The sequence below is a fragment of the Streptomyces sp. NPDC023573 genome, from assembly GCF_055559735.1.
In genome coordinates this window covers 495654-517943 of the sequence record NZ_JBVHKB010000004.1, presented here as the reverse complement: position 1 = coordinate 517943, position 22290 = coordinate 495654, and the positions used below count along the sequence as shown (strand labels likewise).

19 protein-coding genes and 1 pseudogene are annotated in these 22290 nt (G+C 69.5%); 9 read left to right on the top strand and 11 right to left on the bottom strand.

All coding sequences use genetic code 11. The annotated features are described in order from the left end of the window. Window positions 1–250: 250 nt before the first annotated feature. Together ACZ32T_RS16245 and ssd are read right to left on the bottom strand one after the other, a co-directional pair. Window positions 251–829: pseudogene (locus ACZ32T_RS16245) on the bottom strand (ATPase, T2SS/T4P/T4SS family); the annotation flags it as partial. Further along, on the bottom strand, window positions 826–1965 hold the full coding sequence (gene ssd / locus ACZ32T_RS16240; protein ID WP_467367383.1) for a septum site-determining protein Ssd: 1140 nt from the start codon (window positions 1963–1965) through the stop codon (window positions 826–828). The pseudogene ACZ32T_RS16245 and the gene ssd, both read right to left, overlap by 4 nt. A gap of 496 nt (window positions 1966–2461) precedes the next feature. Between ssd and ACZ32T_RS16235 the strand changes: the two genes are divergently transcribed. Then, a complete protein-coding gene (locus ACZ32T_RS16235) occupies window positions 2462–3301 on the top strand; it encodes an HAD family hydrolase (RefSeq protein ID WP_467367381.1) in 840 nt (279 codons plus the stop codon). 444 nt (window positions 3302–3745) lie between these two features. Here ACZ32T_RS16235 and ACZ32T_RS16230 read toward each other — a convergent pair whose 3' ends face one another. Next, window positions 3746–4570 (bottom strand): Fic family protein, encoded by an 825-nt coding sequence (locus ACZ32T_RS16230; RefSeq protein WP_467269665.1) that lies wholly within the window; start codon window positions 4568–4570, stop codon window positions 3746–3748. Window positions 4571–4672: 102 nt separating this feature from the next. Between ACZ32T_RS16230 and ACZ32T_RS16225 the strand changes: the two genes are divergently transcribed. Next, complete coding sequence (locus ACZ32T_RS16225) at window positions 4673–5668, top strand: ATP-binding protein (RefSeq protein WP_467269663.1); 996 nt, start codon at window positions 4673–4675, stop codon at window positions 5666–5668. A gap of 25 nt (window positions 5669–5693) precedes the next feature. Here ACZ32T_RS16225 and ACZ32T_RS16220 read toward each other — a convergent pair whose 3' ends face one another. Then, entirely contained in the window at window positions 5694–7031 is a 1338-nt protein-coding gene (locus tag ACZ32T_RS16220; RefSeq protein ID WP_467367379.1) for a polysaccharide deacetylase family protein, read from the bottom strand. A gap of 300 nt (window positions 7032–7331) precedes the next feature. Between ACZ32T_RS16220 and ACZ32T_RS16215 the strand changes: the two genes are divergently transcribed. From ACZ32T_RS16215 to ACZ32T_RS16190, 6 genes are all read left to right on the top strand, one after another. After that, complete coding sequence (locus ACZ32T_RS16215) at window positions 7332–9842, top strand: SulP family inorganic anion transporter (protein WP_467367377.1); 2511 nt, start codon at window positions 7332–7334, stop codon at window positions 9840–9842. A 185-nt stretch (window positions 9843–10027) separates the two neighbouring features. Then, a complete protein-coding gene (gene acs, locus ACZ32T_RS16210; RefSeq protein ID WP_467367375.1) occupies window positions 10028–11995 on the top strand; it encodes an acetate--CoA ligase in 1968 nt (655 codons plus the stop codon). Between the two features lie 399 nt (window positions 11996–12394). Beyond that, on the top strand, window positions 12395–13795 hold the full coding sequence (gene nhaA, locus ACZ32T_RS16205; protein WP_467269655.1) for a Na+/H+ antiporter NhaA: 1401 nt from the start codon (window positions 12395–12397) through the stop codon (window positions 13793–13795). Between the two features lie 39 nt (window positions 13796–13834). Next, complete coding sequence (locus ACZ32T_RS16200; protein WP_467269653.1) at window positions 13835–14365, top strand: phage holin family protein; 531 nt, start codon at window positions 13835–13837, stop codon at window positions 14363–14365. Next, entirely contained in the window at window positions 14362–15339 is a 978-nt protein-coding gene (locus ACZ32T_RS16195; RefSeq protein WP_467269651.1) for an alpha/beta fold hydrolase, read from the top strand. The genes ACZ32T_RS16200 and ACZ32T_RS16195 overlap by 4 nt, the downstream gene beginning before the upstream one ends. 105 nt (window positions 15340–15444) lie before the next feature. Further along, window positions 15445–15648 (top strand): hypothetical protein, encoded by a 204-nt coding sequence (locus tag ACZ32T_RS16190; RefSeq protein WP_382096052.1) that lies wholly within the window; start codon window positions 15445–15447, stop codon window positions 15646–15648. 118 nt (window positions 15649–15766) lie between these two features. Here ACZ32T_RS16190 and ACZ32T_RS16185 read toward each other — a convergent pair whose 3' ends face one another. From ACZ32T_RS16185 to nth, 3 genes are all read right to left on the bottom strand, one after another. Beyond that, on the bottom strand, window positions 15767–16972 hold the full coding sequence (locus ACZ32T_RS16185; RefSeq protein WP_467367373.1) for a MarP family serine protease: 1206 nt from the start codon (window positions 16970–16972) through the stop codon (window positions 15767–15769). A 91-nt stretch (window positions 16973–17063) separates the two neighbouring features. Next, window positions 17064–17801 (bottom strand): NUDIX hydrolase, encoded by a 738-nt coding sequence (locus ACZ32T_RS16180; RefSeq protein WP_467367371.1) that lies wholly within the window; start codon window positions 17799–17801, stop codon window positions 17064–17066. 74 nt (window positions 17802–17875) lie between these two features. Next, the gene (gene nth / locus ACZ32T_RS16175; protein ID WP_467367368.1) at window positions 17876–18694 is read right to left on the bottom strand and encodes an endonuclease III; all 819 of its coding nucleotides are present in this window, start codon (window positions 18692–18694) and stop codon (window positions 17876–17878) included. 277 nt (window positions 18695–18971) lie between these two features. Between nth and ACZ32T_RS16170 the strand changes: the two genes are divergently transcribed. Continuing rightward, on the top strand, window positions 18972–19646 hold the full coding sequence (locus ACZ32T_RS16170) for a Crp/Fnr family transcriptional regulator (protein WP_031090867.1): 675 nt from the start codon (window positions 18972–18974) through the stop codon (window positions 19644–19646). A gap of 100 nt (window positions 19647–19746) precedes the next feature. Here the strand turns inward: ACZ32T_RS16170 and ACZ32T_RS16165 are convergent, their stop codons facing one another. The 4 genes from ACZ32T_RS16165 to ACZ32T_RS16150 all read right to left on the bottom strand — a co-directional run bounded on the left by ACZ32T_RS16165 (window position 19747) and on the right by ACZ32T_RS16150 (window position 22250). After that, a complete protein-coding gene (locus ACZ32T_RS16165) occupies window positions 19747–20577 on the bottom strand; it encodes an MBL fold metallo-hydrolase (RefSeq protein WP_467367367.1) in 831 nt (276 codons plus the stop codon). Next, entirely contained in the window at window positions 20574–21503 is a 930-nt protein-coding gene (locus ACZ32T_RS16160) for an NUDIX hydrolase (protein WP_467367364.1), read from the bottom strand. The genes ACZ32T_RS16165 and ACZ32T_RS16160 overlap by 4 nt, the downstream gene beginning before the upstream one ends. Before the next feature lie 118 nt (window positions 21504–21621). Beyond that, the gene (locus ACZ32T_RS16155; RefSeq protein ID WP_467269641.1) at window positions 21622–22092 is read right to left on the bottom strand and encodes a RidA family protein; all 471 of its coding nucleotides are present in this window, start codon (window positions 22090–22092) and stop codon (window positions 21622–21624) included. Continuing rightward, entirely contained in the window at window positions 22092–22250 is a 159-nt protein-coding gene (locus ACZ32T_RS16150) for a DUF4177 domain-containing protein (protein ID WP_019992579.1), read from the bottom strand. Before ACZ32T_RS16150 ends, ACZ32T_RS16155 begins: the two co-directional genes overlap by 1 nt. Between the last annotated feature and the right edge of the window lie 40 nt (window positions 22251–22290).

Below are 22290 nucleotides of genomic sequence, written 5' to 3'. Positions count from 1 at the left end.
CTCCTGCCCGTACCCGAGGTCGGCGGCGGCCGGGGTGCGGGCAGGACACCGGGAGCCCCGGTCGCACACGCGGCCGGGGCTCTCTCGTGTCCGTTTCGTACCCGCTCCTTGGATTCCAAGGCTGCACCCACCCCGCACCTTCGCCGCCAATTGCACCCACAAACCCGCAGGTGAGAGAGCTGGTACGCACGCTCTACGGACCAGGTGCGCGTCGTTCTCAGCAGGGGTGTCATAGGCCCTGTTCCGGGTTCCCCGCGCCCGTCCCTCCGCTGATCAGATACGAAACCCGGGCCTCCACCAGAGCTCTCAGCAGCCGGTCACCACCGGGCGGAACCGTCCCCGCCGCCACGAGCTCCGCAAGGGCGAAGGCGCGGGGGCGCACCACACGCAGCGAGAGACACGTCGACCCGACGGACACCGGCGGCAGGACGGCGTGCATACGCGTCCCGTCCGGCAGCCGCGCGTCCACCCACGGCCGGGCGTCGTCCAGCCGTCGTCCCGCTACCGCGGCGAGCCTCTGAGCCAGCCTCCGGACCGCCGCCGCATCCGGGAAGACGACCCGGGTCAGTTCCAGTCCACCGCCGCGGTCCACCCACACCCGGTCCGGAGCGGACACGAGCACATCGGTCACCGCAGGGTCCGCGAGGAGCCGCTCCAGCACTCCTGTGCCGACCAGCTCCCCCCGCAGCTCCTCGGCCGCGCCGAGCACCTCCGCGTCACCGAGCAGGCGGCCCTGCTCCCTCAGCGCGGCAGCCACCCCCGCCGGAGTGGGCGCCGCACCGCTGCGGGCCAGTCGTTGACGTACGGCGTCGAGCAGCGCGTCGGTCATGACGGCACTCCCCCGAGAGACCGGGCCGGAGCGACGTCCGGACGGGCCGGAACATCCGCCAGCTCCCAGAAGGCCGTGCAGAAGCGGGCCAGCGGGCCGCGGGAATTCCCGCCAGGGGGTACACCGCTGTCCTGAGCCGAAGCCAGCGCCGGCTCCGCCGGCAGGTCGCCGACGAGCGGCAGGGCCAGTGTCCGCGCCAGCCACTGCTCGTCCAGGCCGGCCGTGTAGGGCCCCCGCGAGACGACCCGCAGGTCTTCCAGGACCGTGCGGGCCACAGCCGCCACGCGCTGTGCCGCCGCGACCGCTCTCAACTCCCCGGGCACGACCATCAGACCTACGTCGAGCTGCGCCAGCGCCTCCGTCACGCTCTCGTCGAACCGGCGCGGCAGATCCACGACCACCACTCCACCCAGCCGGCGAGCGGCGGCGAGCACCGACCGCATGGCCTGTGGCGGAACGGTCACTTCGTTGTCCCGACCCCAGCTGAGCACCCGCAGCCCGTGCAATGCCGGCAGTGACTCCTCCAGCGCGCCTCCGCCCAGCCTCCCTTTCGAACGGGCGAAATCCGGCCACCGCAATCCCTCGGATTCCTCGCCACCGAGCAGGACGTCGATCCCGCCGCCCAAGGGGTCGCCGTCGATCAGCATCGTCCGCCGGCCCGACCTGGCGGCTGTCACGGCAAGGGCGCAGGCCAGCGTGGACGCGCCGGCGCCGCCCCGGCCCCCCATCACTCCCACGGTGAGCGCAGGCCTGCCCACGCCCTCCACCGCATTGGCGATCTGGTCGACGAGCCAGCCTTCGGAAGCGGGCAGTCTCAGCACGTATTCGGCCCCGATCTCCACCGCGTGGCGCCAGACGTCGGGGTCCTTCTGGTCCCGTCCGACGAGCACGACGCCAGGCCTGCGTGGCATCCCGCGGCATCTACGCGCCGCGTCATCCCCGACCAGCACCATCGATGCCCGGTCCCAGCCGCCTCTCACGCCTGGCGGCCCGTGCTGCACCTCCGGTACCGCCCCGGCCGCCGCGCACAACCTGAGCAGATCGTCCAGCAGATCCGGGTCCTCGGTCAGGATCAGCGGTCCGTGCCGCCGCCCTTCGGCGCTCGACAAACCTTCGTCCGCGAAAGATCCAGCCATGATCTCGCCCTCTCACTGTCTCCTCCGGTGCGGTTTCGCGGCGATCTCGAACGCTTCCGAGACCCACGATTCCGGAACCCGCGGACTTCGCGGGTGGAATCAACATGCAACGGCGCGGAAAAACATGTGGATCTTGCTCAAGAACTGTGGACAACTCAAGCGCTGTGGATATCTCGGTAGCTCGTACAGGGGACTTTCACAGCGCATCTCTTCCGCCACGCACAGTGATGAGTCACGATCGAGAGGATCCGTGCGAGAGGGCGGTAGACACCGGCGAGCGAGAGGAAGGGCCGGGATCCCTGGCCGCAAAACGCATCCGGACATGCGACGACCCCCGCCGGGGGGGAGAGCGGGGGTCGTCCCCACGGCCGACTCGGGGGGGGAGGAGCCGGACCGGGTTAGCACGGTCGCGAACGATCCGTGACTTCCATGGTGTACCCGAGCCCCCTCTCAAGCAAACCCACCTGCCGGATTTTACGCCGAATGGCGGGCCCCTATGCTCACCTTTGTGGAAAACTGCTTCTCGCCGCGCTCAGCAGCCTTCTTTGACCTGGACAAGACGGTCATTGCGAAGTCATCGACACTGACCTTCAGCAAGTCCTTCTACCAAGGTGGGCTGATCAACCGTCGTGCCGTACTGCGCACCGCGTACGCACAGTTCGTGTTCCTTGCCGGGGGTGCCGATCACGACCAGATGGAGCGGATGCGCGAATACCTCTCAGCGCTCTGCAAAGGGTGGAACGTCCAGCAGGTCAAGGATCTGGTCGCCGAGACCCTGCACGACCTGATCGACCCCATCATCTACGACGAGGCCGCGACCCTCATCGAGGAGCACCACACCGCCGGGCGCGATGTGGTCATCGTTTCGACCTCCGGCGCCGAAGTCGTCGAACCCATCGGAGAACTGCTCGGCGCCGACCGGGTCGTGGCGACCCGGATGGTCGTGGGCGACGACGGCTGCTTCACCGGCGAGGTCGAGTACTACGCCTATGGGCCGACCAAGGCAGAGGCGATCAGGGCGCTCGCCGAATCGGAGGGGTACGACCTGTCGCGCTGTTACGCGTACAGCGACTCCGCCACCGACGTGCCCATGCTGGAGTCCGTGGGGTACCCGCACGCCGTCAACCCGGACCGGGCCCTGCGGCGCGAGGCCACGCTCCGGGAGTGGCCGATTCTCGCCTTCGACCGTCCGGTCCGACTCAAGCAGCGTCTGCCCGCTTTCTCGATGCCACCGCGGCCGGCGCTCGTGGCGGCAGCGGCGCTCGGTGCGGCCGCGGTGACCGCGGGGCTGGTCTGGTACGCCAGTCGTCGCCGGGCGGCCGCACTCACGACCTGACAGGCAGGGGCGAGGACAGCCGGGTCCACCCTCGCCCCAACATGTCCGACTCGCTGACATTTGAACGTAAAAGTAAAGAAAAACGGCCAGGGCTTCCGCTCCCCCTTGTCCCGGAGTACAAAGGATTCAACGGCCCGCGAGACCAGGGACATCCGCGAGGATCACCTCTTACGCAGTAGGCCCCACGGACCGAGCACGAAAGCCGAGCACCCACGCGACGTCGACCCGTCGATTACGGGCCAGCCGCACCAGGTGAGGGCAAAGAACCCGACCTGATGGGCATTGCAACGAGGACGCTTGGTAACTGGGCGGACGTGCCAGCGGCGGTACCGCGACCGGTACCGCCGCAACCCTTTCCGTGACGCGCAGGCGCAGCCGCACGCAGCCGCACCTCTCCGGGCCCGGCCGGACAACCCATGCAATCAGCCCTGCGGCCGACGAGTCTCAGGCCGCGCCGCGCTGCAGCGCCTCGCACACAGCCGTTGATTCCCTCACGCCCAGTTCCACGGAGCGTCCGCAGTGAGCGATCCAGGCCGCCATTCCCTCCGGCCTGCCGGACAGATAGCCCTCGAACGCCGCCACGTAAGCCGCGCGCCCCTGCTCCGCATGACCGACTTCGGCAGGGCAGATCGACTTCGGATCGAGCCCGCTGCCGATCAGCACGATCCGCTCGGCGGTCCGGGCGACCAAGCCGTTGTGCGAGCCGAAGGGGCGCAGCGCGAGCAGTTCGCCGTGGACCACCGAGGACGTCACAAGCGCGGGTGCCGAACCGCCGGCGATGATCAGCTGCGACAGCCCTTCGAGACGTCCTGACACCTCGTCCGCGCCCGGCACGGCCGCTTCGATCAACGGCTCGTCGACCGGTTCGCCCACCAGTCGCGGCCTGCCGACCGTCTCGTCCGGAGTCGCGCCGCCCGCCGCCACCAGATGCAGGCGGGCAAGCACTCTGAGCGGTGACTGCCGCCAGATCGAAAGCAGTTGCCCCGCCTCCGCCGTCAGCCTCAACGCCGCCCCGATGGTGCGGGCCTCGTCCTCACCACTGAAGTCCGTGCGCCGGCGGACCTCCTCGAGATTCCAGTCGGCCCCCGAGAGAGCCGCCGAACCGCGAGCTCCGCGCAGGGCCGCCTCCGCGGTGACCTCGTTACTGCGGCGCCGCATGACCCGGTGCCCGTAGACCCGGTCCACAGCCTTGCGTACGGAGTCCACCGCGTCGGAGACCCCCGGCAGGTCACCCAGGGCGGCAAGCGGGTCAGGGGAAGTCGTACTCATAGGTAGCGAGGCTACGCGCCCCTGCCACGGATGCCGCCCCGGAGTGGCCTTCTTCACCAAGAATGAATGCAGTGAGCGATGATGCCGCTACGCTAGGTGAACATGAAGATCGCTTTCGTAGGGAAGGGCGGCAGCGGCAAGACCACGCTGTCTTCGCTCTTCATCCGTCACCTCGCTGCCAATGAAGCCCAAGTCGTCGCAGTGGACGCCGACATCAACCAGCACCTCGGGGCCGCCCTCGGCCTGGATGAGAGGGAAGCCGCCGCATTGCCGGCCATGGGCGCCCAATTGCCCCTCATCAAGGACTACCTCCGCGGGAGCAACCCCCGCATCGCATCCGCCGCCACGATGATCAAGACGACGCCCCCCGGGGAGGGGTCCCGGCTCCTGCGCGTCTGCGAGGACAACCCGGTCTACGACGCCTGCGCCCGCACGGTCCGGCTCGACGACGGGGAAATCCGGCTGATGGCCACCGGACCGTTCGACGAGTCCGACCTCGGTGTCGCCTGCTACCACTCCAAGGTCGGGGCGGTCGAGCTCTGCCTCAACCACTTGGTCGACGGACCCGACGAATACGTCGTGGTCGACATGACGGCAGGGTCCGATTCCTTCGCATCGGGAATGTTCACCCGCTTCGACATGACCTTCCTCGTCGCCGAACCGACCCGGAAGGGCGTCTCCGTCTACCGCCAGTACAAGGAGTACGCGCGTGACTTCGGTGTCGCCCTGAAGGTGGTGGGCAACAAGGTGCAGGGGGAGGATGATCTGGACTTCCTGCGCGCCGAGGTCGGCGACGACCTGCTGGTCGGCGTCGGTCAGTCCGACTGGGTCCGGACGATGGAGAAGGGCCGGCCGGCCCCGTTCGAACTGCTGGAAGCAGACAACCGGATGGCGCTGCAGGCCCTGCAGAACGCCGCGGAGGACTCGTACGGGCTGCGCGACTGGGAGCGCTACACGCGGCAGATGGTGCACTTCCACCTGAAGAACGCGGAGAGCTGGGGCAACGAGAAGACGGGCGCCGACCTGGCTGCCCAGGTCGACCCCGCCTTCGTCCTGCAGGAGCACCGCGCGGAGACGGGCGCCGCCCAGCCGGCCTGACCGGACGGAGCGGCGCGCCGGAGGTCTACCCCTGTCCCGCGTTGCCGTCGGCCCCCCTGCCTGCCGACTGGTCCGCCGGCCTGGCAGGCACGGGGCTGCTCGCGGGCTTGCCCGGAGCGGTCCCCGCGAGGAACGCGGTCCAGCCGGGCTTGGGCTCCTGGCCGACCTTCAGGGTCCCCAGCCTGGCGAGCGTCGCCGGATCCTGCGCGTCCAGCCAGTCGGCGAGCTGGCGGAAGGAAACACACTGCACGTCCTGCTTGGTGCAGACCGTCTTGATCGTCTCCTCGATCGCGCGCATGTAGGTGCCGCCGTTCCAGGATTCGAAGTGGTTGCCGATGATCAGGGGGGCTCGGTTCCCGCTGTAGGCGCGGTCGAACGCCTGAAGCAGACCGTCCCGCATCTGGTTGCCCCAGTACTCGTGCTTGTCCGGGTCACCCTGCGTCGTACCCGACTGGTTGAACATGAAGTTGTAGTCCATCGAAAGCGTCTCGAACGCGCGGCCCGGCACGGGCACGAGCTGCAGGGGGAGGTCCCAGATCCCGTCCTTCTTCGCAGGCCAGACCTGGTTGCCGATGCCACTGGAGTCGTAGCGGAACCCCATGGTGCGCGCGGCCGCGACCATGTTCTTCTGCCCCTCGAGACACGGGGTACGAGCGCCGATCAGCTCCTTGTCGTAGTCGAAGGGCAGCGGCGCTTCGCCCTTGAGGTCCGGAGCGTTGGTCTTCCAGCTCTTCACGAACGACTTCGCCTGGCGGATCTCGCTCTTCCACTCGTCGACCGACCAGGTGCCGACACCCCCGTCCGGACCGCAGAAGTGCCCGTTGAAGTGGGTGCCGATCTCGTTGCCTTCCAACCACGCGGCTCGCAGTTCCGTCAGCGTGTTGCGGATTCCCTCATCGTCGTTGAACCCGATGTCGGAGCGGCCCGCCGAATGCTGCGGGGGGTCGTAGAGCTCCTTCTTCTTCTCCGGCAAGAGGTAGACGCCGCTGAGGAAGTACGTCATCTTCGCGTCGTACTTCTTCGCGACCGAGCGGAAGTGCGAGAACAGTTTCTGACTGTCCTCACCCGCACCGTCCCAGGAGAACACCACGAACTGCGGAGGCTTCTGGCCGGGCTTGAGGCGCTCGGCGGCCGGGAGTTTCGGCTGGGCTCCCGTAAAGGCGGTGGAACCGTCACCGATGAGCTTGACCGCACCCTTCGGCGCCGCTGCCGGAGAGTTCTCGTCCGCGCCGGGGGCGGACCGCTTGCCGGCTCCGGGCGCGGAACCCGCGGCCCCCGTACCTGGGTCCGAGCAGCCGGCCAGGCCGGCGATCAGCGCCGTGACCACGGCACCCAGGGCGATCCGCTTCGTGGCGGCCATCATCCGTCCACCCTCTTCCTTGCAGGATTTGTGCGTTGAAGTGCCGACACGGCGCGGTCAACCTCACACGCAGCTCTCCCGGAATCAGTACGACAAGCCGGATGAAAAGCTGCTTATTCACTGAGAAGAGTGACTGAATGGGCTATTCGCTCGAAAGCATGGACACTATTCTTTACTCTCCATTACGATTCGTTTACGGAGAGTTGAGAAATCCCGCCGTTGTACCCCACCGCTGCACGCCGTGACCTACGGCCGTCGTCATTTCACATACCGCGACCGCGCTGCCCCGGAGGAGACGGGAACATGTCTGCCTGCGTACCCACCCGTAACGACCACTCATCCCGCAGTTCACGCCCTTCCCGGGCCTCGGGATTCAAGCGACCACACAGTCCGCCACCCCCGCCCCAGCGCGGACGCTTCCGCGTCTCGGGTGCGGATCTGTCCGCATCGATCACTGTCTTCCTGATCGCCGTGCCCATGTCGCTCGGTCTCGCCGTCGCCATGGACGCCCCGCTCGCCGCCGGACTGGTTTCCGCGGCCATCGGCGGCATCGTCGCCGGACTGCTCGGCGGCACACCGCTCCAGGTCAGTGGCCCGTCGGCGGGACTGACCGTAGTCACAGCCGAGTTGATCCAGATCTACGGCTGGCGCACCACATGCGCGATCACCGTCGGCGCGGGCCTCCTGCAGATCTTGCTGGGCTCGCTGAGGGCGGCCCGCAGTGCCCTTGCCGTCAGCCCGGCCATCGTGCACGGCACGCTCGCAGGCATCGGGGTGGCCATCGCTCTCGCCCAGCTGCACATCGTGTTCGGCGAGGTGCCTCGGAGCTCCGCCCTCGACAACGTCCTGTCACTCCCCTCCCACCTCGCGCACTTCGAGCCGGCCGGGCCCCTCATCGGAGCCCTGACCATCGCCCTTCTCGTCGCGTGGCCGCGTCTGCCCGGAAGGGTCGGAGCGGCACTGCGCAGAATTCCTGCCGCGCTCGCCGCCGTGGTCATGGCGACGGCTGTCGCCGCCGCCGCGGCGCCCGGCATCGCCCGGGTGGACCTGCCCTCATGGCACTCGCACGCACTGCCTGAAATGCCACGGGGCCCGGTGGCGGCCCTGGTGACAGCCGTGTTCACCGTCATGCTCGTCGCGAGCCTCGAATCCCTGCTGGCCGCTGTCTCGGTGGACAAGCTGGCCGCGGACCGAGCGACGACCGCGACCAAAGACGGGTCGATGCCGCACGCCCCTGTGAAGCGGTCGGATCTCGACCGGGAGTTGCGGGCCCAAGGTGTCGCCAACGCGGTATCGGGTCTCGCCGGAGGACTGGCCGTATCGGGCGGCGCGGTGCGCAGCTCCGCGAATGTGCGAGCGGGCGCGACGAGCCGCGCCTCCACCGTGCTGCACGGCGTCTGGGTGCTGCTGGCAGCCGTACTGCTGGTCACAGCCCTGGAATGGATTCCTCTGGCAGCCCTCGCCGCGCTCGTCATGGTGGTCGGGGTCCAGATGGTCAACTTCGCCCACATCCGCAAGGTCCACAGGCACCGGGAGTTCCTGGTGTACGGCGCCACGATCAGCGGCGTAATTCTCGCCGGGGTGCTCGAAGGGGTGGCGATCGGCATCGTCGTGGCGGTGGCCGTCGCCCTGCACCGGCTGGCACGCACGAGGATCACCGTGACCGAGCAGGACGGCCGCTATCTGGTGGCCGCTCGCGGCCAGCTGACCTTCCTGGCCGTCCCCCGGCTCAGCCGCGTGCTCGGAAAGCTCCCGCAAGGGGTCGACGCGGTGGTCGAGTTGGACGGCTTCTTCATGGACCACGCCGCGTACGAGACGATCCAGGACTGGTACGCGGCGCAGACCGCGCTGGGCGGCCGGATCGAGTTCACCGGGCGCTCCGGGGGCCGGATCGCCGAGCCTGCGTCGGCCGCCCATTCCTGCTGCCGCCCATGGACCCCCTGGCGCAACCACCACTGCCACGACGGCGTGCAGGATGCCGCACCGACCACCGCTGCTCCTGCCGCGCACGTCGTCTCGAAGGCTGCTCCCCCCACGGCTCCGAAAGGTCCCGCGGGTCGTCGGCACGGCGCCCATCGGCTTCTCAGCGGCCTCAGTTCATTCCAGCGCACCACCGCCCCACTGGTCCGTGAGGAGCTGGCCCGGCTGGCCGCAGAGGGGCAGCGGCCTTCGCAGCTGTTCCTCACCTGTGCCGACTCCCGTCTGGTCACCAGCATGATCACGGCGAGCGGCCCGGGAGACCTCTTCACCGTGCGGAACGTCGGCAATCTGGTGCCGCCGCCGGACACAGGGGACGCCGAGAGTAATGACGACTCCGTCGCCGCCGCCATCGAGTACGCGGTGGATGTACTGGAGGTCGAGTCCATCACCATCTGCGGCCACTCCGGATGCGGGGCCATGCAGGCCCTGTTGGGAGCCGCGCCGGAGACGCCCCGGACACCGCTGTGGCGCTGGTTGCGGCACGGTCTGCCGAGTCTGGAGCGCATGCGCTCCCCTCACCACTCCTGGGCGCGCATCGCCGGACGCCTGCCCACCGATGCGGTGGAGCAGCTCTGCCTGACCAATGTGGTGCAGCAGCTGGAACATCTGCGTGCACACGAGTCGGTGGCCCGCCGACTGGCAGCGGGGACCCTGCAGCTGCACGGCATGTACTTCCACGTCGGTGAGGCGCAGGCTTACCTGCTGACCGAGGGCGTCAGTTCCGGCACGGGCCCTGACGAGGTCTTCGCCCGGGTCGCCCCGGGCGCGGTCTGGGGAGCCGAGCAGGGCATCGAGACACCGCACCCGGCTCCCGGTACCGCCGTCGGCGCCTGAACCACTCACACGCCCGGTCCGTGAGACTTTGTGGTCCCGCTTTCGCACCGCACAGCGCTGCTCGCGAAAGCGGGACGTGTGGCTCACCACACGAGGCACAGGTCTAAACCAATTTCCGGCAGACACTTGTCACCTGGCCCGCAGCCTGATGAGCTGTCCCCCGGGACACAACGGACACCCTGGGAATGGGAGATGTCGTGAGCAACGAAAGTCTGGCCAATCTGCTCAAGGAGGAGCGGCGGTTCACACCGCCTGCCGATCTGGCTGCGAACGCCAACGTGACCGTGGAGGCGTACGAGCAGGCCGAGGCGGACAGGCTGGGCTTCTGGGCCGAGCAGGCCCGCCGCCTGACCTGGGCCACGGAACCGACCGAGACGCTCGACTGGAGCAATCCGCCCTTCGCGAAGTGGTTCGCGGACGGCAAGCTCAACGTCGCGTACAACTGTGTGGACCGTCATGTCGAGGCGGGCAACGGCGACCGCGTCGCCATCCATTTCGAGGGTGAGCCCGGCGACAGCCGTGCGATCACCTACGCCGAGCTGAAGGACGAGGTGTCCCGCGCGGCCAACGCGCTCACCGAACTCGGTGTCGGCAAGGGCGACCGGGTCGCCGTGTACCTGCCGATGATCCCGGAAGCCGCCGTGGCAATGCTGGCCTGCGCCCGTATCGGCGCGGCGCATTCGGTGGTTTTCGGCGGCTTCTCCGCGGACGCCATCGCCGCCCGCATCCAGGACGCCGACGCCAAGGTCGTCATCACCGCCGACGGCGGCTACCGCCGCGGCAAGCCCTCGGCACTCAAGCCCGCGGTGGACGACGCGGTCTCCCGCATCGACAGCGTCGAGCATGTCCTCGTGGTCCGGCGCACCGGGCAGGACACCGCATGGTCCGAGGGCCGGGACGTCTGGTGGCACGAGATCACCGGCCGGCAGTCCGCCGAGCACACGCCCGAGGCCTTCGACGCGGAGCAGCCGCTCTTCATCCTCTACACCTCGGGAACGACCGGTAAGCCGAAGGGCATCCTGCACACGTCCGGGGGTTACCTGACCCAGACGGCGTACACCCACCACGCGGTCTTCGACCTGAAGCCCGAGACGGACGTGTACTGGTGCACCGCCGACATCGGCTGGGTGACCGGACACTCGTACATCGTCTACGGCCCGCTGGCCAACGGCGCGACCCAGGTCATGTACGAGGGCACGCCCGACACGCCCCACCAGGGCCGCTTCTGGGAGATCGTCCAGAAGTACGGCGTGACGATTCTCTACACCGCGCCGACGGCGATCCGGACGTTCATGAAGTGGGGGGACGACATCCCCGCCAAGTTCGACCTCTCGTCGCTGCGTGTGCTCGGGTCGGTCGGTGAGCCGATCAACCCCGAGGCATGGATGTGGTACCGCAAGCACATCGGCGCCGATTCCTGCCCGATCGTGGACACGTGGTGGCAGACCGAGACCGGCGCCATGATGATCTCTCCGCTTCCCGGGGTCACGGCGACGAAGCCCGGCTCGGCCCAGCGTGCCCTGCCCGGCATCTCCGCCACCGTCGTCGACGACGAGGCCCGTGAGGTGCCGAACGGCGGGGGCGGCTATCTCGTCCTGACCGAGCCGTGGCCGTCGATGCTCCGCACCATCTGGGGGGACGACCAGCGCTTCCTCGACACCTACTGGTCGCGCTTCGAGGGCAGGTACTTCGCGGGCGACGGCGCCAAGAAGGACGAGGACGGCGATGTCTGGCTGCTGGGCCGGGTCGACGACGTCATGCTCGTGTCGGGCCACAACATCTCGACCACCGAGGTCGAGTCGGCCCTCGTGTCGCACCCCTCCGTCGCCGAGGCCGCCGTGGTCGGCGCCAACGACGAGACGACCGGCCAGGCCATCGTCGCCTTCGTGATCCTGCGTGGGACGGCCACCGCCTCGGAGGAGCTGGTCGCCGAGCTGCGTAATCACGTCGGCACCACGCTCGGGCCGATCGCCAAGCCCAAGCGCGTCCTGCCGGTGGCGGAGCTGCCGAAGACGCGTTCCGGCAAGATCATGCGCCGTCTGCTGCGCGACGTCGCCGAGAACCGCGAGCTGGGCGACGTCACCACGCTCACGGATTCCTCGGTCATGGCCCTCATCCAGACCCAGCTGCCTTCCGCCTCGTCCGAGGACTAGAAGGGCCGGAGAAGACGGAGACGGGTCGCGACAGGCCCCAGGTCCATCACAGACCTGGGGCCCTGGGACGGACCCGCTCGCACACCCCGAAGGGGCACCCGGAACCACCGGGTGCCCCTTCGGGCTGCCGGGGCAGGTCAGAGACGTACGGATGTCGGTGCGCGCCGTCGCGCGGGGCACACCACATCCGGATACGTTTCCGATAGCCCAGGTAGAGTGGTGATTTCGTCGGCGAAGCGCGCCGGCACAAGCACGCGCCGCCGGTGGACAAGCACGAACGCCGAGCACGGCGCGAGCGACAACAGCACAAGAAAATCTCCACAGGGGCGCCGGGAAGTCTGGTCGGCATGTGTATCCGCCATGCCACCACTGCCGTAACCCGACCCGGAGGTCTTCCTCGTGACCCCGCCCGTCCCCTCTTCCGGCCGCCGCACTCTGCTCGGCCGGCTTTCCCTTCCCGAGCGCAATTACGTCGCGGAGGCCCTGCGCACCGAGACGGTCGGCGGCGTCCTCCTGCTGCTCGCGGCCGTCACGGCACTGCTCTGGGCCAACACCTTCGGCTCCACGTACGCGTCCGTCAGCCATTTCCACTTCGGCCCCGAAGCACTGGGACTGCATCTTTCGGTGTCCCACTGGGCAGCCGACGGGCTGCTCGCGATCTTCTTCTTCGTCGCGGGCGTCGAGCTCAAACGGGAGCTGGTCGCCGGCGAGCTGCGCGACCCCCGGGCCGCGGCGCTGCCTGTCGCGGCAGCGCTCTGCGGCATGGCCGTTCCCGCAGTCGTCTACGCACTGACCGCCGCACTCGGCGGAGGGTCACTCGGCGGCTGGGCCGTCCCCACGGCCACCGACATCGCGTTCGCGCTCGCCGTCCTCGCGGTCATCGGTACCTCGCTGCCGTCGGCGCTACGCGCCTTCCTGCTGACACTCGCCGTCGTCGACGACCTCTTCGCCATCCTCATCATCGCGGTCTTCTTCACCGAGGACCTCGACTTCCTGGCGCTCGGCGGGGCCTTCGCGGGTCTGGCCGTCTTCTACGTGCTGCTGCGCGTCGGAGTGCGGGGCTGGTACGTCTATCTGCCGCTCGCCCTGGTCATCTGGGGACTGATGTACAACAGCGGCGTCCACGCGACGATCGCCGGCGTGGCCATGGGCCTCATGCTGCGCTGCACCAGGCGCGAGGGTGAGACGCACTCCCCGGGCGAACACATCGAGCATCTGGTGCGCCCCTTGTCGGCCGGCGTCGCGGTTCCGCTCTTCGCTCTCTTCTCGGCGGGTGTCACCCTCAAGGGCGATGCCCTCGCCGGCGTCTTCACCCGGCCCGAAACGCTCGGCGTGGTTCTCGGTCTGGTCGTCGGCAAGACCGTGGGCATCTTCGGCGGCACATGGCTGATCACCCGCTTCACGAAGGCCCAGCTCAACAAGGACCTCGCCTGGGCAGACGTCTTCGCCGTAGCCACGCTGGCCGGTATCGGCTTCACCGTTTCGCTGCTCATCGGGGAGCTGGCTTTCACCGGCGACGAGGACATGATCAACGACGTGAAGGCAGCGGTACTCATCGGTTCCCTGATTGCCGCCGTACTCTCCGGTGTACTGCTCAGACTGCGGGTACGCAGATACAGGGCGCTGTACGAGGCCGAGGAGCTCGACGCGGACGAATCGGGGGTGCCCGACGTCTACGAGCAGGACGACCCCGGGTATCACCTGCGCATGGCCGCGATCTACGAGAGGAAGGCTGCCGAGCACCGTCGCCTTGCCGAACGGGCGGGGGCAGCGAGCAGCAAGCCGGACAGTCCGGCATGATCTGACATCGGATGTACGGAAGAAGAGAGGGAGTCAGGGATGAGCGACCCCGGCAACTACGCGGGCAGCACCGATCGTAGTCTCGGACAGCTGTTCGCTTCGGCAACCGCTGAGATGTCCGCGTTGGTGCACGACGAGATCGCGCTGGCCAAGGCCGAGATGCGACAGGACGTCAAGCGCGGCGCGATCGGCAGCGCGGCCTTCATCGTCACGGGCGTGCTGCTCCTCTTCGCGATCCCCGTGCTGAGCTTCGCCGCGGCCTACGGCATTCACAATCTCGGACTCGGGCTCGCCTGGTCGTTCCTGATCGTCGGCGGTGCGTTCATCCTGCTGGGGCTCCTGCTCGGCCTCTTCGGGTACGCCAAGTTCAAGAAGGTCAAGCCGCCGGAGAAGTCCATCGCTTCGGCCAAGCAGACCGCTGCGGTGCTGCAGGGCGTCAAGCCCCACCCCCGCCCCGTCACCGGCGCGCGTGCGATCGAACAGGCGCAGGGCAGCACACTCGCGGACAGGGCCATCGAGCACCGTCCTGTCCAGGACGAGGCGGTCTCTGTGACACGCTCGTCCACATGACCGACCCCGATTTCAGCGCATCCGGTCCGGTGGGGCCGCTGGGGCCGGCTGCCGGCAACGGCAGCCCTGTCCGCATCGACGGGCCCTGGACCCACCGTGATGTCGCCGCCAACGGCGCGCGCTTCCATATCGCCGAGCTCGGCGACGGGCCGCTGGTGCTGCTGCTGCACGGCTTCCCGCAGTTCTGGTGGACCTGGCGCCATCAGCTGACCGCCCTGGCCGACGCCGGATACCGGGCGGTCGCGATGGACCTCCGCGGGGTCGGCGGCAGCGACCGTACGCCCCGGGGCTACGACCCCGCCAACCTGGCGCTCGACGTCACCGGCGTGATCCGCTCGCTCGGTGAGCCCGACGCGGCGCTCGTGGGGCACGACATGGGCGGTTATCTCGCCTGGACGGCGGCTGTGATGCGGCCGAAGCTGGTCCGCCGGCTCGTGGTGTCGTCGATGCCTCATCCGCGTCGATGGCGTTCCTCGATGCTTTCGGACTTCTCTCAGTCCCGAGCCGGCTCGCACGTGTGGGGATTCCAGCGGCCTTGGGTGCCGGAGCGTCAGCTCGTGGCGGACGACGCGGCGTTGGTGGCCCGGCTGATCCGAGACTGGTCGGGGCCGCGCACCCCCGGTTTCCCCGACGACCTGACCACGGACGTCTACCGGCGCGCGATGTGCATCCCCTCGACCGCCCACTGCTCGATCGAGCCGTACCGTTGGATGGTCCGCTCACTGGCCCGTCCGGACGGCGTCCAGTTCAACCGGCGGATGAAGCGCCCGGTACGTGTACCCACCCTGCATCTCCACGGGTCGCTCGACCCGGCGATCCGGACCCGCAGTTCCGCGGGGTCCGGCGAGTACGTCGAGGCACCGTACCGGTGGCGACTTTTCGACGGTCTGGGTCACTTCCCCCACGAGGAGGACCCGGTCGGCTTCTCGGCCGAACTCATCAACTGGCTCAAGGATCCTGAGCCCGACCGGTAGCCGATGGGCACAGTTGTCCGACGAACAGCCAATTGCCTGCCGCATAAGCCAATTGGCTGACTCGCGCACGATTACCGACCTTGGGTCACGGGCAGACGTCGAGGTATGGGCTGGACGCGCGACTTCAATGACGCAGCACGCAACCGCCGCTCGACCGCTCCTGCCGGTCCGAGCATTCATGAGGGGGGCGGCTCCCTGAGCCGGGTGCACGATGTGAGCGATTTCCATGATCTCCGGCTGGGCATTCCGCGCATTCTCCATCGCCGGGCCCGCTGGGTCTCGGCGCGCCTGCGCCATCCCCGCGGATGACGCGATAGCGGTACGACGGCACGCCACGCGCAGGTCCCCGGCCCGTTGAGGACCGGGGACCGTACGTGACCTCCGCACGCCGGGGTCAGGTGGCCCCCGGTGTCCGGTTATGGACGTCTCAGAGCGCGCAGCCCTGGCTGTCGACCTGCTGGGCCGTGGACCTGCCGAGCTCGATGTCCTCGCGGATCTCGTCGGCCGTCAGCGCGTAACCCGTGTCCGGGTCGTCGAGCGACTTCGCGAACACCACTCCGTACACCTTCCCGTCCGGAGTGAGCAGCGGTCCACCGGAGTTGCCCTGGCGGACGGTCGCGAAGAGCGAGTACACATCGCGCCGCACGGTGCCCCGGTGGTAGATGTCCGGCCCGTTGGCGTCGATACGGCCCCGGATGCGCGCCGAGCGCACGTCGTAGGCGCCGTTCTCCGGGAAGCCGGCGACGATGGCGCTGTCACCGCTTCCCGCGTCCTTGTCACTGTCGGTGAAGCGCAGCGGCTCGGCGTCCAGGTCCGGGACGTCCAGTACGGCGATGTCCCGCTGCCAGTCGTAGAGGACGACCTTGGCGTCGTACAGCCTGCCTTCGCCGCCGATCTGGACGGTCGGTTCATCGACGCCGCCGACCACGTGGGCGTTGGTCATCACCCGGCGGTCGGAGAACACGAAGCCGGTCCCTTCCAGGACCTTTCCGCAGCCCGGGGCCATACCGACGACCTTGACGATGGACTTCTTCGCGCGGGCGGCGACAGGGCTTCCCGCCAGCGCGGGGTCCGGAGGCTCGACCGCGGTGATGGGCTCGTTGGCGAACGGGCTGAAGACCTGCGGGAAGCCGTTCTGCGCGAGGACGGACGAGAAGTCCGTGAACCAGTTGGAGGCCTGATCGGGCATCACCCGCGAGACCCCGAGCAGGACCGAGGAGTTACGGACCTCCTTGCCCAGCGTCGGCAGTGAGGTACCGGCCAGCGCCGAGCCGATCAGCCAGGCCACCAGAAGCATCGCCACCACGTTGACCAGGGAGCCGCCCGTGGCGTCCAGGGCCCTTGCGGGCGACCAGGTGATGTACCGGCGGAGCCGGTTGCCGAGGTGGGTGGTGAAAGCCTGGCCCACCGAGGCGCACACGATCACGATCACGACCGCGACGATGGCGGCGGCGGAGGAGACCTCCGACCCGTCGGTCACCTGGTCCCAGATGACCGGCAGCAGGTAGACGGCCACGAGTCCGCCACCCAGAAAGCCGATCACGGACAGGATGCCGACGACGAAACCCTGGCGGTAGCCGATGACCGCGAACCACACGGCGCCGACGAGCAGCAGGATGTCCAGCACGTTCACCGTCTATAGCCTCGCAGATTCGTCACCTGGCCCGTCCGGTTCGACGGGGTCCGGGCCGGGCCCGGAACAGCGCAGCACGGGAGTCAGCCTGTCATGCGCGCCAGTCGAGCGGCACCTGCCTGGTCCTGTCCCAGGGGCGTTCCCACCCCGCGTAGTGCACAATCCTGTCGATCACTCCGGCTGTGAAACCCCACACGAGGGCGGACTCGACCAGAAACGCTGGGCCTTCGTGGCCGCTGGGATGGACGGCTGTCGCACGGTTGGCGGGGTCCGTGAGATCCGCCACCGGCGCGGTGAAGACCCGGGCGGTCTCGGCCGGGTCGACGGCTCCCACCGGACTGGGCGTCCGCCACCAGCCGAGGACGGGTGTCACGACGAAGCCGCTCACCGGGATGTAGAGCCGGGGCAGCACACCGAAGAGCTGGACACCGCTCGGATCGAGTCCGGTCTCCTCCTCGGCCTCCCGCAGCGCGGCCCTGAGCGGCCCTGTGGTGGTGTGGTCACCGTCCTCCGGGTCGAGGGAGCCCCCGGGGAAGGACGGCTGGCCGGCATGGGAGCGCAGGGACCCGGAACGCTCCATCAGAAGCAGCTCCGGACCGCGCTCGCCCTCGCCGAAGAGGACCAGGACGGCGGACTGGCGCCCGGCGCCGCTCTCAGGCGGCAGGAAACGGCTGAGCTGGTGGGCACGCACCGTACGCGCCGCCCGGGCCACGGGCTCCAGCCAGCCGGGCAGGCCGTCGGTGGTCACGGTGAGCGCGCTGTCCTGGGGCGTGCTCGTCCCGGTGGTGGCCGCGTCGGCTGCGGCCCGTGTCCTCTGTGCGTGCGTCATGGGCACCCCCGTCGTTCCAACGCCTGTCGTCGGCCATTTCGTTCCGCACGGACCCGCTCGGGCAGGCCGCCCGCTCACCCGGCTCCGAGCGGCGGTGCGGGACTGCCCGGATAGTCCGGGGGCGGGCTGAGGCGCTGGCCCGGATAGCCGCCCATCTCGTACTTCAGGAGCTTCTTCGCCTTCTCGGGGTCCGTCTCACCCTCTCCGTAGGCAGGGCAGAGAGCGGCGATCGGACAGGCTCCGCAGGCGGGCTTGCGGGAGTGGCAGATGCGGCGGCCGTGGAAGACCACGCGGTGCGAGAGCATCGTCCACTCGCTCTTCGGGAAGATCGCCGCGATCTCGGCCTCGACCTTCTCCGGGTCCTCCTGCTCGGTCCATTTCCATCGGCGGACCAGTCGGCCGAAGTGGGTGTCCACCGTGATCCCTGGTACGCCGAACGCGTTGCCGAGGACGACGTTGGCCGTCTTGCGCCCGACGCCGGGCAGCTTCACGAGATCCGCCAGCCGGCCGGGGACCTCTCCGCCGAAGTCGTCCCTGAGCGCGGCCGACAGGCCCAGGAGGGAGCGCGCCTTGGCCCGGAAGAAACCGGTCGGCCGGATGATCTCCTCCAGCTTCTCGGGCACGGCGGCGGCCATGTCCTCGGGCGTCGGATAGGCGGCGAAGAGGGCCGGAGTGGTCTGGTTCACCCTCAGGTCGGTCGTCTGGGCGGAGAGGACCGTGGCCACCAGGAGCTCGAACGGATTGCGGAAGTCCAGCTCGGGGTGGGCATACGGGTAGACCTCCGCGAGCTCGCGGTTGATCCGGCGGGCACGGCGGACCATCGCGAGATGCGACTCCGGCTTCGCGGACTTGCCCGACGGGGCTCCCGTCGGGCGGTTTGCAGCTTTTTTCATACCTCGTGCGGCCTGTTCGCCCACAGCGGAATTCCTGTCTCCCGACACCCCATCAGCCCCCTCGGCCTGCACTCTCACCGGCGTTCCGGACACCCGGCCAGCCTAGAGCCAGGGGCTGACATCCGCCCCGGTCACTGCGTATCCACGCCCAATCGGCCCCCTGCCGTAGGGTCCGGCACGCGCGTGCGTCAAACTGGTTTGTGATCGATCGCACTGTTTTACCGTCCGGCATCATGGAAACGACGCTTCCCTGAACAGGCCGACAAGGAGAGAACTCGTGGACGACGTTCTGCGGCGCGCCCCGCTTTTCGCGGCGCTCGATGACGAGCAGGCCGCGGAGCTCCGCGCCTCGATGAGTGAGGTGACCCTCGCACGCGGCGACGCGCTGTTCCACGAGGGCGACCCGGGCGACCGCCTGTACGTGGTCACCGAGGGCAAGGTGAAGCTCCACCGGACCTCTCCCGACGGGCGGGAGAACATGCTGGCCGTCCTCGGCCCCGGCGAATTGATCGGGGAGCTCTCGCTCTTCGACCCGGGCCCGCGCACCGCGACCGCGAGCGCGCTCACCGAGGTCAAGCTCCTCGGCCTCGGCCACGGAGACCTCCAGCCCTGGCTGAACGCCCGCCCCGAGGTGGCCACCGCGCTGCTGCGAGCCGTCGCCCGTCGCCTGCGCAAGACCAACGACCAGATGTCCGACCTGGTCTTCTCCGATGTGCCGGGCCGGGTCGCCCGTGCGCTCCTCGATCTGTCGCGCCGCTTCGGCGTGCAGTCGGAGGAGGGCATCCACGTCGTGCACGACCTGACGCAGGAAGAGCTGGCCCAGTTGGTCGGCGCCTCCCGCGAAACGGTCAACAAGGCGCTCGCGGACTTCGCGGGCCGCGGCTGGCTTCGGCTCGAGGCGCGCGCCGTGATCCTGCTGGACGTGGAGCGGCTGGCGAAGCGGTCCCGCTGACCCACCGCCCCGCACGCTCGCCGAAAAGGGCCCCACCACCGGTGGGGCCTTTCGCGTGCCTCCCGGGCCGGTCGGGTTCAGCGCCCAGGGCCGGTCCGGTTCAGACCAGGCCGTGCTCGGTCAGGTACACCAGCTGGGCCCGCACCGACAGCTCCGCCGCCGGCCACAGGGAGCGGTCCACATCCGCGTACACCGCCGCCACGACCTCGGCGGGCGTCCGGTGCCCCGCCTCCACGGCCGTCTCCACCTGGGCCAGGCGGTGTGCCCGGTGGGCGAGATAGAACTCGACGGCGCCCTGCGCGTCCTCCAGCACCGGCCCGTGCCCTGGAAGCACCGTGTGCACCCCGTCGTCGACGGTCAGCGAGCGCAGCCGCCGCAGGGTGGCCAGGTAGTCCCCGAGCCGCCCGTCCGGGTGGGCGACGACGGTGGTGCCGCGCCCGAGGATCGTGTCGCCCGTCAGCACGGCCCGGTCGGCCGGCAGGTGGAAGGAGAGGGAGTCCGCAGTGTGCCCCGGTGTGGGGACGACCCTGAGTTCCAGCCCCCCCGTGCTGATCACGTCACCTGCCGCGAGCCCTTCGTCACCCAGCCGCAGCGCCGCGTCCAGGGCGCGCACCTTCGTGCGTGTGAGCTCGGCAAACCTGGTCGCGCCCTCCGCGTGATCAGGATGGCCGTGGGTCAGCAGGGTGAGACCGACGCGCCTGCCCGTCCGCTCCACGGTGTCGATGACGGTCCGCAGATGTACGTCGTCGAGCGGCCCCGGGTCGATCACCACCGCCAGGTCCGAGTCCGGCTCGGCGACGATCCAGGTGTTCGTGCCGTCCAGGGTCATCGCGGAGGCGTTGGGGGCCAGGACGTTGACCGTACGAGTGGTGGCGGGGCCGGACAGGACCCCGCCGCGGGGCTGTCCCGGCAGTGCGGCCGCGTCGCTCATGAGGCCGCCCCGGGGCCCGCGCCCTCGGCGGCGGAGGGGAAGGCGGTCCCACTCGCCGTCGGGACGTGCTTGGTGAACTCGTCGTGGCCCGGCCAGGTCAGCACCAGCTCGTCGCCCTCCATACGGGCCTCTGCCAGCACAGGAGCGAGGTCCTGGGCATCCGCCGCCTTCAGCGCCTCGGCGGCCGTCCCGTACGGCCTCAGCGCCCGCAGGGTGGCCACCGTGGGCGGCATCATCAGCAGTTCGCCCTTGTCGTAGCCGTCGGTGGCGTCACCTGGCCGGATCCACACCGTCCGGTCGGCCTCGGTGGAGGCGTTCCGGGTGCGCTGGCCCTCGGGGAGCGCGGCCACGAAGAACCAGGTGTCGTAGCGGCGCGGCTCGAAGGCCGGGGTGATCCAGCGCGCCCACGCCCCCAGCAGGTCGGAACGCAGCACCAGACCCCGGCGGTCCAGGAACCCCGCGAAGGACAGCTCCCGGGCGACGAGGGCCTCACGGTCGGCCTCCCAGTCGGCGCCCGTGGTGTCGCTCACGACGGTGTCGGCGGTCGGCCCGGCCAGCAGGACGCCCGCCTCCTCGTACGTCTCACGGACCGCGGCGCAGACGACGGCCTGCGCCTCGGCGGCCGTGCCGACACCGAGGCGGCCGGCCCAGGTGCCCAGGGACGGTCCCGCCCAGCGCACGAGGTGGTCGTCGTCGCGCGGGTCGACCCCGCCACCCGGATAGGCGTACGCACCGCCGGCAAAGGCCATGGAGGTGCGCCGGCGCAGCATGTGCACGAAGGGACCGGCGGCACCAGGACCCGGCGCGGCGTCCCGGAGCAGCATCACGGTGGCCGCGCGCCTGGGGGTCACGGCTGTCAGCTCGCCGCTGGCGAGGGCCCGGATCCGGGCGGGCCATTCCGGTGGGTACCACTGACCGTTGGACATGGCCGGAGGCTATCCGGAACCGCGCCGATGTTCGAGGGCCCCGCACATAGGTACCTGCCCCTTACACACGGATCCCGCCCGGTCGCGGGACCGGGCGGGATCGGGGGGCAGTGCGGACTCAGGCGTCGACGAGCTCGACCTGGACCTCGACCTCGACCGGTGCGTCGAGTGGCAGCACCGCGACGCCGACGGCGCTGCGGGCGTGCACACCCTTGTCGCCCAGGACCGCGCCCAGGAGCTCGCTCGCACCGTTGACGACCCCGGGCTGCCCGGTGAAGTCGGTGGCGGAGGCGACGAAGCCCACGACCTTGACGACCCGGGCGATCCGGTCCAGATCGCCGGCGACCGACTTCACCGCCGCCAGGGCGTTCAGCGCGCAGGTCTTCGCCAGTTCCTTGGCCTCGTCCGGCGTCACCTCGGCGCCGACCTTGCCGGTCACCGCGAGTGTGCCGTCCACCATCGGGAGCTGGCCGGAGGTGTAGACGTACACCCCCGACCGCACGGCCGGCTGGTAGGAGGCCAGCGGCGGCACGACGTCCGGGAGCGCGAGGCCGAGTTCGGCGAGCTTCGCCTCGACGGCGCCCGCCACTACGGCTTCTCCCGCTTCAGGTAGGCCACGAGCTGCTCGGGGTTGTTCGGGCCGGGAACGACCTGGACCAGCTCCCAGCCGTCCTCGCCCCAGGTGTCCAGAATCTGCTTGGTCGCGTGCACGAGAAGGGGCACGGTCGCGTATTCCCACTTGGTCATGAGCCGACTGTAATGCCTGGCACAGGCGGCCTCGTGCGTA

Excerpts from the sequence above, each read along its gene's own strand:
- ssd (WP_467367383.1), bottom strand. The coding sequence starts at position 1,965 with ATGGCTGGATCTTTCGCGGACGAAGGTTTGTCGAGCGCCGAAGGGCGG.
- ACZ32T_RS16235 (WP_467367381.1), top strand. The coding sequence starts at position 2,462 with ATGCTCACCTTTGTGGAAAACTGCTTCTCGCCGCGCTCAGCAGCCTTC.
- ACZ32T_RS16230 (WP_467269665.1), bottom strand. The coding sequence starts at position 4,570 with ATGAGTACGACTTCCCCTGACCCGCTTGCCGCCCTGGGTGACCTGCCG.
- ACZ32T_RS16225 (WP_467269663.1), top strand. The coding sequence starts at position 4,673 with ATGAAGATCGCTTTCGTAGGGAAGGGCGGCAGCGGCAAGACCACGCTG.
- ACZ32T_RS16220 (WP_467367379.1), bottom strand. The coding sequence starts at position 7,031 with ATGATGGCCGCCACGAAGCGGATCGCCCTGGGTGCCGTGGTCACGGCG.
- ACZ32T_RS16215 (WP_467367377.1), top strand. The coding sequence starts at position 7,332 with ATGTCTGCCTGCGTACCCACCCGTAACGACCACTCATCCCGCAGTTCA.
- acs (WP_467367375.1), top strand. The coding sequence starts at position 10,028 with ATGGGAGATGTCGTGAGCAACGAAAGTCTGGCCAATCTGCTCAAGGAG.
- ACZ32T_RS16200 (WP_467269653.1), top strand. The coding sequence starts at position 13,835 with ATGAGCGACCCCGGCAACTACGCGGGCAGCACCGATCGTAGTCTCGGA.
- ACZ32T_RS16195 (WP_467269651.1), top strand. The coding sequence starts at position 14,362 with ATGACCGACCCCGATTTCAGCGCATCCGGTCCGGTGGGGCCGCTGGGG.
- ACZ32T_RS16190 (WP_382096052.1), top strand. The coding sequence starts at position 15,445 with ATGGGCTGGACGCGCGACTTCAATGACGCAGCACGCAACCGCCGCTCG.
- ACZ32T_RS16180 (WP_467367371.1), bottom strand. The coding sequence starts at position 17,801 with ATGACGCACGCACAGAGGACACGGGCCGCAGCCGACGCGGCCACCACC.
- nth (WP_467367368.1), bottom strand. The coding sequence starts at position 18,694 with ATGAAAAAAGCTGCAAACCGCCCGACGGGAGCCCCGTCGGGCAAGTCC.
- ACZ32T_RS16165 (WP_467367367.1), bottom strand. The coding sequence starts at position 20,577 with ATGAGCGACGCGGCCGCACTGCCGGGACAGCCCCGCGGCGGGGTCCTG.
- ACZ32T_RS16160 (WP_467367364.1), bottom strand. The coding sequence starts at position 21,503 with ATGTCCAACGGTCAGTGGTACCCACCGGAATGGCCCGCCCGGATCCGG.
- ACZ32T_RS16150 (WP_019992579.1), bottom strand. The coding sequence starts at position 22,250 with ATGACCAAGTGGGAATACGCGACCGTGCCCCTTCTCGTGCACGCGACC.